The 13,736-nt window shown below is 69.0% G+C and carries 9 protein-coding genes; 5 read left to right on the top strand and 4 right to left on the bottom strand.

The genetic code is table 11. The features are described from left to right. Positions 1-18: 18 nt before the first annotated feature. A complete protein-coding gene (locus tag GH664_RS02175) occupies positions 19-993 on the bottom strand; it encodes a thiamine pyrophosphate-dependent dehydrogenase E1 component subunit alpha (RefSeq protein ID WP_269468947.1) in 975 nt (324 codons plus the stop codon). After that, complete coding sequence (locus GH664_RS02170) at positions 990-2,105, bottom strand: ATP-NAD kinase family protein (RefSeq protein ID WP_228111346.1); 1,116 nt, start codon at positions 2,103-2,105, stop codon at positions 990-992. The genes GH664_RS02175 and GH664_RS02170 overlap by 4 nt, the downstream gene beginning before the upstream one ends. Before the next feature lie 364 nt (positions 2,106-2,469). Here GH664_RS02170 and GH664_RS02165 point away from each other — a divergent pair, with 364 nt between their 5' ends. After that, a complete protein-coding gene (locus tag GH664_RS02165) occupies positions 2,470-4,512 on the top strand; it encodes a sigma-54-dependent Fis family transcriptional regulator (RefSeq protein ID WP_153166518.1) in 2,043 nt (680 codons plus the stop codon). A 320-nt stretch (positions 4,513-4,832) separates the two neighbouring features. Then, complete coding sequence (locus tag GH664_RS02160) at positions 4,833-8,120, top strand: DEAD/DEAH box helicase (protein ID WP_153166517.1); 3,288 nt, start codon at positions 4,833-4,835, stop codon at positions 8,118-8,120. A 190-nt stretch (positions 8,121-8,310) separates the two neighbouring features. Here the strand turns inward: GH664_RS02160 and GH664_RS23875 are convergent, their stop codons facing one another. Together GH664_RS23875 and crcB are read right to left on the bottom strand one after the other, a co-directional pair. Next, positions 8,311-8,982 carry an OmpA family protein gene (locus GH664_RS23875; RefSeq protein ID WP_153166516.1) on the bottom strand — a complete coding sequence of 224 codons (672 nt, stop codon included), beginning with the start codon at positions 8,980-8,982 and terminating at the stop codon, positions 8,311-8,313. Between the two features lie 112 nt (positions 8,983-9,094). After that, positions 9,095-9,478 (bottom strand): fluoride efflux transporter CrcB, encoded by a 384-nt coding sequence (gene crcB / locus GH664_RS02145; protein ID WP_153166515.1) that lies wholly within the window; start codon positions 9,476-9,478, stop codon positions 9,095-9,097. A gap of 199 nt (positions 9,479-9,677) precedes the next feature. Between crcB and GH664_RS02140 the strand changes: the two genes are divergently transcribed. The 3 genes from GH664_RS02140 (at position 9,678) to GH664_RS02130 (ending at position 13,732) form a co-directional block, all read left to right on the top strand. After that, positions 9,678-11,423: a glutamine--tRNA ligase/YqeY domain fusion protein gene (locus tag GH664_RS02140; protein WP_153166514.1), complete on the top strand. Its 1,746-nt coding sequence runs from the start codon at positions 9,678-9,680 to the stop codon at positions 11,421-11,423. Positions 11,424-11,846: 423 nt separating this feature from the next. Further along, positions 11,847-12,992 carry an efflux RND transporter periplasmic adaptor subunit gene (locus GH664_RS02135; protein WP_153166513.1) on the top strand — a complete coding sequence of 382 codons (1,146 nt, stop codon included), beginning with the start codon at positions 11,847-11,849 and terminating at the stop codon, positions 12,990-12,992. Between the two features lie 32 nt (positions 12,993-13,024). Then, positions 13,025-13,732, top strand: a complete 708-nt coding sequence (locus tag GH664_RS02130; RefSeq protein WP_153166512.1) for an ABC transporter ATP-binding protein — start codon at positions 13,025-13,027, stop codon at positions 13,730-13,732. Positions 13,733-13,736 lie beyond the last annotated feature (4 nt).

The following is a 13,736-nucleotide window of genomic DNA, read 5'->3' as shown; positions in this document are numbered from 1 at the left end:
GTCGTCTCCTCGGTCCTGTCAGTAGCTCACGTACACGTCGGTCATCAGCTCGGCGGCGGCCGGCTTGGGGTCGGCCTTGGCCCTGACCACCGAGTCGTCGATCAGCGCCTTCACTTCGGCATCGATGGCGTCGAGCTGGGCGTCGGCGATCTCGCCGCTGGCGGTGACGCGGCGGCGGAACTGCAGCAGGCAGTCGCGGGTTTCGCGCAGGGCCTGCACCTCGCCCGACGCGCGGTAGCGCTGCTGGTCGCCCTCGAAATGGCCGTAGTAGCGGGACACCTTCACTTCCAGCAAGGTGGGGCCGCCGCCGTTGCGGGCGCGCTCGATGGCCTCGCCTGCGGCTTCATGCACAGCGAAGAAGTCGAAGCCATCGACGATCACGCCGGGCATGCCAAACGCCGAGGCGCGGTCGGCGATGTTGTCGCAGGCCACCGAGTAGTTGCTGGAGGTGGCTTCGGCGTAGCCGTTGTTCTCGGCCACGAAGATCGCCGGCAGGTTCCACACCGTAGCCAGGTTCATCGCCTCGAAGATGGTGCCCTGGTTGGAGGCGCCGTCGCCGAAGAAGCACACGCCCACCGAGCGATCGCCTCGCAGCTTGCCCGCCAGCGCGGTGCCGCAGATCAGCGGGCCGCCGCCGCCGACGATGCCGTTGGCGCCGAGCATGCCCACCGACAGATCGGCGATGTGCATCGAGCCGCCCTTGCCCTTGCAAGTGCCGGTGGCCTTGCCCCAGATCTCGGCCATCATGCCCACCGGATCCACCCCCTTGGCGATGCAGTGGCCGTGGCCGCGGTGGGTGCTGGCAATGTAGTCCTTGCGGTCGAGGTGCATGCACACCCCGGTGGCCGAAGCCTCCTCGCCGGCGTAGAGGTGCACGAAGCCGGGGATCTCACCGGTGGCAAAGTCGGCATGCACCCTTTCCTCGAACTCGCGGATGGTGCGCATCGTCCGGTAGGCCTCGAGCAGGCCTTCGCGATTGAGCGTGCTGGTCACGTCTGTCTCCTTCCTTGGTGGGTGGTCGAATCGACCGAATGCGCCCATCCGCTGGTGGATGGCGCAGCGACTGAAAACGGCAGTCCGGCCTGCCCCGGCCCGCCTCCCGCGCGCGCCGCAGCGGCCAGCGTGGCGGGAACGTCGAGGGTGAGCGGGCCCTGCAGGTCGAGCCGCAGCGAAGCCTGGCTGGCTTCGCCGAGCTCGATCTCGCGCTCGCCGTCGAGGGCGATGGAGCCGCGCAGCGCCGCAATCGGGTAATCCATGTCCGGCAGCAGCGGCTCCACCAGCGTCACCGGCAGTTCGGCGAGCACGCCGGGCGCGATGGGCGCCAGCACCGGGCGACCGCCGGCGCCGCAGCACACCCGCAGGCCCTGCGGCGCATCCCGCGCCACCGGCGCCACCGCGGCGGCGATCGCCGACAGGCCGATGGCGTCGGGCTCGGCAAAGCTCACGTAGAGCTCGACGATGGTCGCCGGATCCCACACCGCGCGGGCGCCGATGTGGTCGAGGCGGGTCACGCAGGCATCGACGAGGGCGATCTCGCGCCGCGCGCCCACCCTCACCACCAGGCGCTTGTTGCGCTTCAGCGCCTGGTCGGCCGCCACCCGCCCGGTGGCGAAGAGCGCGGCGGCGAGGCCGGTGACGGTGGCTTCGCGCAGATCGGGGAAAACGTTGTTGGTGCCGGTCGACAGGGTGGCCATCGGCAGCTCGGCACAGGCGTCGGCCACCACGCGGTGGGTGCCATCCCCGCCGAGGACCACCACCAGCGCCGCGCCCGCCTGATGCATCAGCCGTGCAGCGCGGGCGCTGTCGGAGGCGTCGCCGGCGAGCTTCAAGTCGAGGAAGTCGACCCTGGGCCAGGGCGGCAGGCGCGAAGCGTGATGCGTCTGCACCGCGCGCACCACGCCCGCGGCGATGCCGGTCATGTCCGGCATCATCAGCACCCGACCCACGCCCAGCCGCCCCAGGGGGCCCAGCAGGCGCTGGATCATGCTGGCCTTCTCGGCGGTGGGAAAGACCGAGGCCTTGGCGGTGAGGCGGCGGATGTCGCGCCCGGATGCCGGGTTGGCGATGATGCCGACGGTGATGTCGCGCTGCACGGTGCTGGCCACGTTGACTCCAGGATGGCGTAATGCCCTTACCTACGCAGGAGTCGTGCCCGGCGAGCGACCGATCGCCGGCACACGCCGGCGCAGCGCGCCATTTCAATTAAAAATCAATGCACTGCAAGCCGAAACCTGAATCCTGTCGACGCACTGCCACGCCACTCGGCCTGTTGCGGGGTGCGGACAGATGCCTCGACGAGGCGGCCATGGATGACACCCGTCTCACCCGCATGAGACACGTGTACGCATTGCCTTGGCACACCAGCGCCCATAGTCTTCACTTACGGTAGCGAGTACCGCGGCACGGCAGTTGGGCTCGACCGTGCGCCAGGGAATTCCGGCAGACCAGAGACCGGAACGGAGGAGACCGATGCAATCGACCCAGATCGTGGCGCGACACGTGAGCCGCGTGCTCGACGTAGTGGAACAGCGAACGCCGCTCGGGCCGGAGGCCAGCGCGCAGCGACTGCTGCGCTCGTGGCAGCGCTCGCTCAACACCCACCAGGTGGACCCCGCACGCATCAACACGCCGCGGGTGGTGACCTCGCAGGCGCTGCGCGAGCACCGCGAGCGGCTCGAGGCCTTCATGCGCATCTCGCGCGAAGGCATCGACCGGCTGCACGCGCAGGTGGTGCCGGCCGGTTATTGCGTGCTTTTGACCGACATGGACGGGATCACGCTGGATTACCGCGCCGTTCCGTCGTTCGAGAGCGAATTCCGCGAGCAGGGATTCCGGCCCGGTACCTGCTGGTCGGAGGAATATGAAGGCACCTGCGGCGTGGGCACCAGCCTGATCGACGGCCAGCCGACCCTGGTCCATCGCGACGAGCATTTCCGCTCGCACAACATTGCCTTCACCTGCAGTTCCGCCCCCATCTTCGGCCCCGACGACCAGCCCATCGCGGTGCTCGACGCCTCCGCGTTGCACGCACCGGCCCAGCGCGAGAGCCAGTTGCTGGTGTTTCGCATGGTGATCGAACGCGCACAGCAGATCGAGAACGCCTTCGCCTACTACAACCTGCGCCCGTACTGGGTGCTGCAGTGCGGCCGGCTCGCGGAGTTCCTCAGCGTGCAGACCGACTACCTGGTCGCCTTTGATGAGCGCGGACGCATCACCGGCGGCAACCGCCGCGCGAAGCAGGAGCTGTTCGGCGGCGACGGCCCGCCCCCGCAATACGTGCACGATCTGTTCGAATGCACCGCCCACGACATCCTGACCACCGCGCACGGGCGGGCGGGACAGGCTTTTCCGCTGCGCGTCCAAGGCTCGGGCGAGCGGCTGTTCGCCACGCTGCACGCGCCTGCCTCGCCGAGGCGGAGCACATCGCCCCGCATCGACGAAGCGCCTCGCGATGCCGCTGTGGTGGCGCCGCCGGCGGGCAAGGCGGTGCGCGGTTTCGGCCATCTTGCCATCGAGGATCAGCGCCTGCGCGACAACGTCGAGCGCGCGCTGAAGATCGCGAACCGCGACATCCCGGCCATGCTGCTGGGCGAGACCGGCACCGGCAAGGAAGCGTTCGCGCGCGCGATCCACGATTTCTCCGAGCGCCGCGACAAGCCTTTCGTCGCGCTCAACTGCGCCGCCATCCCGGAAAGCCTGATCGAGAGCGAACTGTTCGGCTACCGCGACGGCGCCTTCACCGGCGCCCGCAGCAAGGGCGCCCGCGGCAAGATCCAGCAGGCCGACGGCGGCACGCTGTTCCTCGACGAGATCGGCGACATGCCCCTGCAGCTTCAGTGCCGGCTGCTGCGGGTGCTGGCCGAAGGCGAGGTGCTTCCGCTCGGCGCCGAAACGCCGATCCCCGTCAGGCTCCACATCATCTGCGCCACCCACCAGAATCTGCCGGAGCTGGTGCGCGAGGGACGCTTCCGCGAGGACCTCTACTACCGTCTCAATGCCGCCGTGTTCGTGCTGCCGCCGCTCAGGGAACGGACCGACATCGCCCATGTGATCGAGCGCGTGCTGCACGACGAATCCGGCGCGATGGGGAGGGAAGGCCAGCAGCTCGACAGCGAGGCGCGGCGTGCCCTGGAGCGCTACCGCTGGCCGGGCAACATCCGCCAGCTCAGGCACGCGGTGCGCTACGCCTGCGCGATTGCCGACGGCAACGCGCTGCGGCTGGAGCATTTCCCGCCCGAGATCACTGCAGCGCATGAACCGGCGCCAGCGCCTCGCGAACTTGTCCTTGCAGTCCCGCCGCCGCGCAACTCCTCGCCCCAGGCCGCGCAGCCCCTCGCCCTGTCGGACACGGAAGCGACGCTGCGGGCGCGCATGATCGAAACCCTGCGCCACAACCAGTGGGAGGTGAAGCGCTCGGCGCAGGAGCTGGGCATGTCCCGCGCCACCTTCTACCGCAAGCTCGCGAGGCTGCAGATCGTCGCCCCGAACCGGCGCGGCGGCAACGGCTGGTAGCTGGCAAACGGAGACAGCAGGGCCGGCGCCGGATCGGCGCGTGTGCAGCGCAAAATTCCCGGAAGACATTGGGCGAAAGCATTCACGGCACAGCTACGCGGCACTGCAGCACCGCCACCGCCGCTGCAGGTCGATCGTTTTCGCGATTGCCGTCCGGAATCCGGACGTCCGGCTGGCGTCGGATGCGTCCGCGCCCCATTCATGCGAACATTCGGCCCCGCCGCCACACGCCGCACGCCGCACGCCGCACGCCAGCAGCATCCGGCGCGGGCCTCTGCGGCCAGCCGCACAAGCCGAACCTACAGACCTCCATCGCCCGCATGTCCGCTCTCGACCAGATCACCCAGAAAACCCTCGTCGAATGGCTGGGCGCGAACGAGGTCGCGAAGGGCCTGGGCTACATCGCACGCGTCAGCCAGTTGTCGAGCAACGACTTCAGTGTGTCGGCGCTGGTCAAGGGAACTGCGCGGTCGCCGTACAGCGTTTACATGGAAGTCGCCGAGGGGCGTGGCGGCCTGTGGCGGCTGATGTCGGACTGCACCTGCCCGGTAGGGCGCAATTGCAAGCACGTCGCGGCGATGATGCTGTCCTGGCTGCGCCAGCGCGCCAGCCCCGAGCGCCCGCGCGAACAGGTGCTGGCCTGGGTCGAGGCGCTGCGCGGCGCGGTGAGCGCGGAAGGGGTCCGGGACGCAGCAACATCGCAGGCCCGCAGCAGCGTCCATGGGCTCGTCTACCTCCTCGCGGCGTCCCCTCAGCCAGCGGTCGTGCGCTGCTTCAAGGCGCGCTTCGACAAGCAGGGCCAGGTGCGGCACACCGAATTCTGGAGCAACTTCGAGCGCGCCCTCGAGGCGCCGCCCGCCTTCATCGACGATGGCGACCTCGAGATCCTGCGCCTGCTGTGGATGCAGCGTCCGCGCCATCACGCGCCGCTGCAGGCGCTGCCGCTCGACGGCCGCCACGCGGACGAACTGATGCAGCGGCTGGCGGAAAGCGGGCGCGCCTACTTCGGCGACTTCAGCGGTGCGCCGCTGCGCGCCGGCGGCCCGCGGCGGGGCTGGCCCGACTGGCTCACCACCGCGGACGGACGCCGCGCCGCCACCGTACGTTGCGACCCGCCCGCGAACGTGGTGCTGACCCTGCTGCGGCCCTGGTATGTGGATACGACGCGCGCCGAAACCGGTCCGCTCGCGCTGGACGCGGCACCCGAACGCGTGCACCGGCTGCTCTCGCTGCCGCCCTTGACCGAGGTGGAAGCAGAACTGGTGGCGAAGGCGATGGCCGAACTCACCCCCGAGCTGCCCTCTCCCACGCACGGCGCCGAACCGGCACTGCAACTGGGCGGCCCCCCGGTGCCGGTGCTGCGGCTGGCGACGACGCCGGTCGCCGGCACTCATTACCGCGGCTACGCGCCCGATGGCACCTCGGAGTTCGATTACGCCACCCTCGCCTTCCGTTACGGGCCGCTGACCCTGGCTGCCGACGATCCAGCGCTGTTCCACACGCTGCCCGACGGCCGCGGCGCGCGCGTGAGCCGCGACACACGAGCCGAGCACGCTGCACAGGCGAAGCTGACGAGGGCGGGTTTCGCCCCAGTGCCGCCGGGCCGGATCCAGTGGGCCCAACGGCCGCTTCCCGATGGCGCACTGGGCCTGGCCAGCGCCGACGAGTGGGTGGGCTTCATGGCAGACGTTCTGCCCGAACTGCAGACGGCAGGCTGGAAAATCGACATGCCAGCCGACTTCCGCCACCACGCCACCGATGTCGATGCGCTGGTGCTGGACGTGGACGAGACCGATGGCGGCTGGCTCGCCATTTCCCCCGGCATCGAGGTCGAAGGCCGGCCGGTGGCGCTCGGGCCGCTGCTCGCCACGCTGTTCGCGGAGGACGGGCGCTGGCTGTCCGGTCGGCTCGACGACATCGCCGATGGCGAGGCGGTCATCCTGCACCATGCCGAGCTCGGCCGCCTGCGCATCCCGGCGCGGCGCTTGAAGCCGCTGGTGCGCGCACTGGTGGATCTCTTCGACCGCCCGGACGGACGCTTGCGGCTTTCGCGGCTCGACGCGCCGCGCCTGGCCGACCTCGACCTGCCCGGCCGCGGTCGCGATCTCGTCACGGCGATGGCGCAGCGCCTGCGCGACGCCGCCGGCATCGCGCCGCTGCCCGCGCCCAAAGGCTTCCGCGCCGAACTTCGTCCCTACCAGCTCGAGGGCCTGGCCTGGCTGCAGCATCTGGTGAAACACGACCTGGCCGGCATCCTGGCGGACGACATGGGCCTGGGCAAGACGGCGCAGACGCTGGCCCATCTGCTCACCCTCAAGCAGGCCGGCCGTCTGGACCTGCCCGCGCTGGTGATCCTGCCGACTTCGCTGGTGTTCAACTGGCAGGCAGAGGCGGCGCGCTTCGCGCCCGACCTGAAGGTGGTCAGCCTGCACGGCGCCGATCGGCATTCCCGGCTGGGCGAACTCGAGACGGGAACGGCGCGGGCGGACGTGGCACTCACCACCTACCCGCTGCTTTGGCGCGACGCCGAAGCGCTGCAGGCGCGCGAGTGGAGCCTGCTGATCCTCGACGAGGCGCAGACGGTGAAGAACGCCGCCAGCAAGGGCGCGCAGGTCATCCGGCGGTTGCGAGCGCGGCACCGCCTGGGCCTCACCGGCACGCCGCTGGAGAACCACCTGGGCGAACTGTGGGCGCAGTTCGATTTCCTGCTGCCCGGCTTCCTCGGGCCCCAGAAGCAGTTCAACGCGGCCTGGCGCACGCCCATCGAGAAGCACGGCGACGCCGTGCGCCGCGACCTGCTGGCGGTGCGCCTGAAGCCCTTCATCCTGCGTCGGCGCAAGGAGGACGTGGCCGCCGAACTGCCGCCAAAGACGGTGATCGTGCGTACCGTGGGCCTCGAGGGTGGCCAGCGCGACCTCTACGAGACAGTGCGCGCCGCGATGGATGAGAAGGTGCGCAGCGAGATCGCCGACAGGGGCTTCGGGCGCAGCCAGATCGTGATCCTCGATGCGCTGCTCAAGCTGCGGCAGGTGTGCTGCGACCCGCGCCTGCTGAAGAGCCCGGCAGCCGCCAAGGTGAAGGAGCGCGCCAAGCTCGAGCTGCTGATGGACATGCTGCCCGAGCTGATCGCCGAGGGGCGGCGCATCCTGATCTTTTCGCAGTTCACCACCATGCTGGCGCTGATCGCCGCCGAACTCGATCGCGCGCGGATCGGCTGGGTGAGCCTGACCGGCGACACGCGCGATCGCCGCATCCCGGTGGAGGATTTCCAGAAAGGTCGCGCGCCGGTGTTCCTGATCAGCCTGAAGGCGGGCGGCTTGGGGCTCAACCTCACCACCGCCGATACCGTGATCCACTTCGACCCGTGGTGGAACCCGGCCGCCGAGAACCAGGCCACCGACCGCGCTCACCGCATCGGGCAGGACAAGCCGGTGTTCGTGTTCAAGCTGATCTGCGCCGGCAGCATCGAGGAACGCATCCTCGCGCTGCAGGACAGGAAGGCTGCACTCGCCGCCAGCGTGCTGTCCGAGGATGCGAACGCGCTGGCCAAATTCGGCGAGGCGGACATTGCGGCGCTGCTGGCGCCGCTCCCCGATCCGGTGCGATAGGACCGGACTGCGGCAACTCGATCACACCCCGGTCGCGGTCAAGCCCGCTGCTACGCGGTTCGTGCGGTACCCGCCCCAGCAGGAGCGGTCGACCAGGGGTTCTATGCGCAATCCGAACCCGCTCCTGCACGGTACGCGCGGCACCTTGTGCCGCAGAAGCGGGCTTGACCGGGATTCCACTGCTTGATGCTCAGCGCGCCGGCGCGGCCTCGGCGACGAAGATCTCGACGCGGCGGTTCTTGGCGCGGCCATCCGCGGTCCCGTTGTCGGCCACCGGCTCGCGCGAACCGCGGCCATCGACCGCAATGCGCGAGGCCGACACCCCTCGCGCGGACAGGTAATCCCGTACTGAGCTCGCACGGTTGATCGACAGCGGATTGTTGATCGCGTCGCTGCCGGTGCTGTCGGTGTGGCCGATGATGGTCACCGTCGTCACCGGGTTCTGGTTCAGCGTGGTGGCGAAGCGATCCAGGATCGGGCGCATGTTGGGCTTGACGTCGTAACGGCCGGTATCGAACGAGATGTCGCTCGGGATGTCGAGCTTGAGGCGGTTGTCGGCCGTCTGCGACACGCCGACGCCGGTACCTGCGGTGGCCTGCTCCATGGCCGCCTTCTGCTCCTGCATGTGCTTGGACCACAGATAACCACCGCCTGCGCCGAGCGCCGCGCCTGCAGCCGCACCGATCGCGGCTGACTTGCCCTTGTTGCCGCCGCCGGTCGCGGCGCCGATCAGGCCGCCGGCGATCGCGCCGATCGCGGCGCCGGTCCCGGTGTCGCGCTGGGTTTCGTTCATGTTGGCGCAGCCGACCAGGCCGCTGGTGGCGAAAGTGACTGCAGTCAGGGCAACGACGATCTTCTTCATGTTGTGAGCCTCCAGTGGGGAATTGGCCGGACGAATTATCCAGCCCCGATGAGCCGCGCCGTGGCGCCAGAGTGCAACAAAGCGTTGAAGACGAATGAGAGGGATCGCTCCATCATCCGCGCAGCGCATTGAAAAGTGAATAGCCGGCCCAGGTCAGCAGCACCGAGCCCGCGACATGCGCGCCGAGATGAACGGCGAGCCAGCCCCAGGCACCGCGCTGGATCAGGTGGAACGATTCGGCAGAAAACGTGGAAAACGTGGTGAGGCCGCCGAGCAGGCCGGTCGTGAGCAGCAGCTTGAGCGCCGCGGGCATCTCGGGCCAGGCGTGCACCGCGGCAAGCACGATACCCATCACGAAACCGCCGAGCAGATTGGCGACGAGCGTGCCCGGCGGGATCAAGGCGAATGTCGGGTTCAGCCAGACGCCCAGGCCCCAGCGCAGCCATGCGCCACAGGCGGCGCCGGCGCCGACCGCGGCGAATGCGGAGAAGTTCATGGATCACGTCACCAAAAGTACGTGCCACGCATTCTAGCGCCACCGCCAGCCTGCCCGGCTGCGGCGGTGCATCGGCTACAATCGCGGCATTCCAGACCGGCCTGCCGCCGTCCTGCCATGGTCCGAGGTGGGCAGGTCGACATCGCCGATGTCCGATACACGTACCCGCCGCCCACGCGGCGCCTGCCCGCACAGACCGATGAACCCGAACAACGCCAAGAACACCGCTCCCGCCGCCGAGGCTCCCGTCGTCTCCAACTTCATCCGCAACATCATCGACGAGGACAATCGCACCGGAAAATGGGGCGGCCGCGTCGAGACACGCTTCCCGCCCGAACCCAACGGCTATCTGCACTACGGCCACGCCAAGTCGATCTGCCTGAACTTCGGCCTCGCCGAATCCTATGGCGGCGTGTGCCACATGCGCTTCGACGACACCAACCCCGAGAAGGAAGAGCAGGAGTACGTCGACGCCATCCTCGAGGCGGTGAAGTGGCTCGGATTCGCCTGGGGCGAGCACCTGTACTTCGCCTCGGACTACTTCGACCGCATGCACGACTGTGCGCTGAGCCTGATCAAGGCCGGCAAGGCTTACGTCGACTCGCAGTCGGCCGAAGAGATGCGCGCCAACCGTGGCTCGCTCACCGAACCGGGCAAGAACAGCCCGTTCCGCGACCGCAGCGTGGCCGAGAACCTCGACCTGTTCGCGCGCATGCGCACCGGCGAGTTCGCCGAAGGCAGCCACGTGCTGCGCGCGAAAGTCGACATGGCGAGCCCCAACATCAACCTGCGCGACCCGGCGATCTACCGCATCCGCCACGCCGCCCACCACCGTACGGGCGACGCCTGGCACATCTACCCGATGTACACCTTCGCGCATCCGATCGAGGATGCGATCGAGAACATCACGCATTCGGTGTGCACGCTCGAATTCGAAGACCAGCGCCCGTTCTACGACTGGCTGCTCGACGCGCTCGCCACCGAAGGCCACTTCCCGCGCCCGCTGCCGCAGCAGATCGAGTTCGCCCGCCTCAACCTCACCTATGTGGTGCTGTCCAAGCGCAAGCTGATCCAGTTGGTGAACGAAGGCCATGTCGACGGCTGGGACGATCCGCGCCTGCCCACCCTCGTCGGCGCTCGCCGCCGCGGCTTCACCGCCGCCGGCTTCCGCCGCTTCGCCGAGCGCATCGGCGTCTCCAAGGCCGACTCGTGGATCGACATGAGCGTGCTGGAAGAATGCATGCGCGACGACCTCAACGAGGCCGCCGAGCGTCGCGTCGCGGTGCTCGACCCGCTGAAGCTCGTCATCACCAACTACCCGGAAGGGCAGTCCGAGCTGTGCCAGGCACCGAACCATCCGCTCAAGCCGGAGCTGGGGAAGCGCGACATGCCGTTTTCCCGCGAGCTGTGGATCGAACGTGAGGACTTCATGGAAGCGCCGGTGAAGGGCTTCCACCGCCTCTACCCCGGCAACATGGTGCGCCTGCGCTACGGCTTCGTGGTCAAGTGCACCGGCTGCGAGAAGGACGCCGCCGGCAACGTCACCGCGGTGCTCGCCGAGTACATGCCCGACTCCAAGTCCGGCACCCCGGGCGCCGACAACTACAAGGTCAAGGGCAACCTGCACTGGGTGTCGGCGGCGCACGGCTACGAAGCCGAGGTGCGCATCTACGACCGGTTGTTCGCCCACCCGCATCCGGGCCAGCGCCGCGAGGGCGACGCACCCGATTTCGAGCGCGACTTCCTCACCGACATCAACCCGGACAGCAAGCGCACCATCACCGCCTACCTGGAATCTGCACTGAAGAACGCGCAAGCGGAGGATTGCTTCCAGTTCGAGCGCCACGGCTACTTCGTCGCCGACCGCGTGGACTCCAAACCCGGCGCGCCGGTGTTCAACCGCACGGTCACGCTGAAGGATTCGTGGGCGAAGGGCGGGAAGTAAGCCTCACAGGGCGCGCGTACAGGATGGGCCAATGAGCTTAGTCAATGACTTCGCTGCCGATCTTCAGCTTGGTGCTTCGTTTCCTGGCCGCGGAGCGCTGTCAGCCCGCCAGGGGCATGCTGGGCATTCCTTCTGCAGGCTGCGGAACTCGCCCTTCGGGCTCAGACAGTCCTCGCCTGCGCCAGGAATGCCCAGCACACCCCCGGCTACCGAAGTGAGGCACTTTCAACCTGAGCCCGTTTCACGCCGCCTTTCGCCTTTCTGCCTGATCTCCCTCAGTGGTTCCGGGATGTGCGAGCGGTGTTGCTGGAGAGGCGAGGACTGTCCGAGCGCAGCGAGTTCCGCAGCCTCGGAAGGAATACCGCTTGCGCATCCCGCGCGCGAACTCAGCGAACCACGACCTTCCCGGACTCTCCACTCAACATGAAGTCACTTCGCCGCCTGATCCCGCTTCTCCTCATGCTCGCCGCGCTCGCCGCCGCAGGGTGGTGGTTCACCCGGCCGAAAGCCATCCCGGTGGTCGTCCATGAGGTGGCGCGTGGCACGGTCGAGGCCACCCTCGCCAATACCCGGGCCGGCGAGATCGAAGCCTGCCAGCGCACCAAGATGGCGACCATCGTCGGCGGGCGCATCGAGTATCTCGGCGTGAAGGAAGGCGACCGTGTGCAGGCGGGGCAGGTGCTGATGCGCTTGTGGCACGGCGACCTCGACGCCCGGCTGGCGGTGAATCAGGCGCAGCTCGCCACCGCGCGCCAGCGCGTGCGGGAAGCCTGTACGGTGGCGGACAACGCCGCACGCGAGGCCGAGCGCCAGGCACAACTGGTGAAGCGCGGCTTCGTCTCGGCCAGCCTCGAGGAAAAGGCGCGCACCGAAGCGCGCGCGCGCCGCGCCACCTGCGACACCGCGCGCGCCGACGTCGCCACTGCCCAGGCGCAGATCGATGCCACCACCACCGAGCGCCAGCGCCTGGTGCTGGTGGCGCCCTTCGCCGGCACGGTGGCGAAGATCACCGGCGAGCTGGGCGAGATCTCGATCCCCTCGCCACCGGGCGTGCCCACCCCGCCCGCGATCGACCTCATCGACGATTCCTGCCTTTACGTGACGGCGCCGATGGACGAAGTGGACGCACCGAAGATCCAGCCCGGCCAGCCGGTGCGCATCACGCTGGAAGCATTGGCGGGCCGCGTGTTCGACGGCCGGGTGAAGCGCGTCGCGCCCTACATCACCGCGGTCGAGAAGCAGGCGCGCACGGTCGAGGTCGACGTCGACTTCGTGCATCCCGAAGAAGCGAAGGGCATGCTCGTCGGCTACAGCGCGGACGTCGAGATCGTGCTCGCGACGCGGCCGGACACGCTGCGCATCCCCACCGCGGCGCTGCGCGAAGGCAGCAAGGTGCTGGTGGTCGAGGACGGCCGCCTGGTCGAGCGCACGCTGAAGACCGGCGTCGCCAACTGGGAATACACCGAGGTGCTGGAAGGCCTCAACGCAGGCGAGCGCATCGTCACCTCGCTCGAGCGTGAAGGCGTGAAAGCCGGCGCGCACGTGGCGGCGGAACCCGGCAGCCGCTAGCGGCCACGGACCAAGGTCGGAACGGGGGCCGAATGGCGCAGATCGAGTTGAGCGGCATCGAGCGCATTTTCCGCCTCGGCGACAGCGAGGTGCACGCGTTGCGCGACCTGTCGGTGTCGATCGAGGCCGGCGAATACGTCGCGGTGATGGGCCCGTCGGGGTCGGGCAAGTCCACCCTGCTGAACCTCTTGGGACTGCTCGACCGCCCCGATGCCGGCCATTACCGGCTGGAAGGGCGTGACGTCACCACGCTGTCGGCCGACGAGCAGGCCGAAGTCCGGCGTGCCCGCATCGGCTTCGTGTTCCAGAGCTTTCATCTCGTGCCGCGCCTCACCGCTGCGGAGAACATCGGACTGCCGCTGATGCTGGCCGGCGTGGCGCCGCCGGAGCGCGCCGCGCGCGTGGCGCGCGCGCTGAAGGACTTCGGCCTCGAAACCCGGGCAGGCCATCGGCCAGAAGAGCTGTCGGGCGGGCAGCGCCAGCGTGTCGCGATCGCGCGCGCCACGATCATGCGGCCGGCGATGCTGCTGGCCGACGAACCCACCGGCAACCTCGACCGCGCCACCGGCCAGGAGGTCACCGCGCTGCTCGAGGCGCTCAACGCCGGCGGCACCACGCTGATCGTGGTCACGCACGACCCCTCCATGGGCGCGCGCGCGCGCCGGCAGTTGCTGATGGAGGATGGCGCGCTGCGCCAGGACGTGCGCCGGCCGGAATCTGCCACCCCGGCCACCGGTTGAGCAC

The organism is Thauera sp. 2A1 (assembly GCF_009469595.2).
Classification (GTDB): domain Bacteria; phylum Pseudomonadota; class Gammaproteobacteria; order Burkholderiales; family Rhodocyclaceae; genus Thauera.
This window is presented reverse-complemented; position numbering and strand designations above follow the sequence as displayed.

Bases quoted from the DNA above. Each gene is read 5' to 3' on its own strand.
- GH664_RS02140 (WP_153166514.1), top strand. From the start codon at position 9,678: ATGAACCCGAACAACGCCAAGAACACCGCTCCCGCCGCCGAGGCTCCC.
- GH664_RS23875 (WP_153166516.1), bottom strand. From the start codon at position 8,982: ATGAAGAAGATCGTCGTTGCCCTGACTGCAGTCACTTTCGCCACCAGC.
- GH664_RS02130 (WP_153166512.1), top strand. From the start codon at position 13,025: ATGGCGCAGATCGAGTTGAGCGGCATCGAGCGCATTTTCCGCCTCGGC.
- GH664_RS02165 (WP_153166518.1), top strand. From the start codon at position 2,470: ATGCAATCGACCCAGATCGTGGCGCGACACGTGAGCCGCGTGCTCGAC.
- GH664_RS02135 (WP_153166513.1), top strand. From the start codon at position 11,847: ATGAAGTCACTTCGCCGCCTGATCCCGCTTCTCCTCATGCTCGCCGCG.
- crcB (WP_153166515.1), bottom strand. From the start codon at position 9,478: ATGAACTTCTCCGCATTCGCCGCGGTCGGCGCCGGCGCCGCCTGTGGC.
- GH664_RS02160 (WP_153166517.1), top strand. From the start codon at position 4,833: ATGTCCGCTCTCGACCAGATCACCCAGAAAACCCTCGTCGAATGGCTG.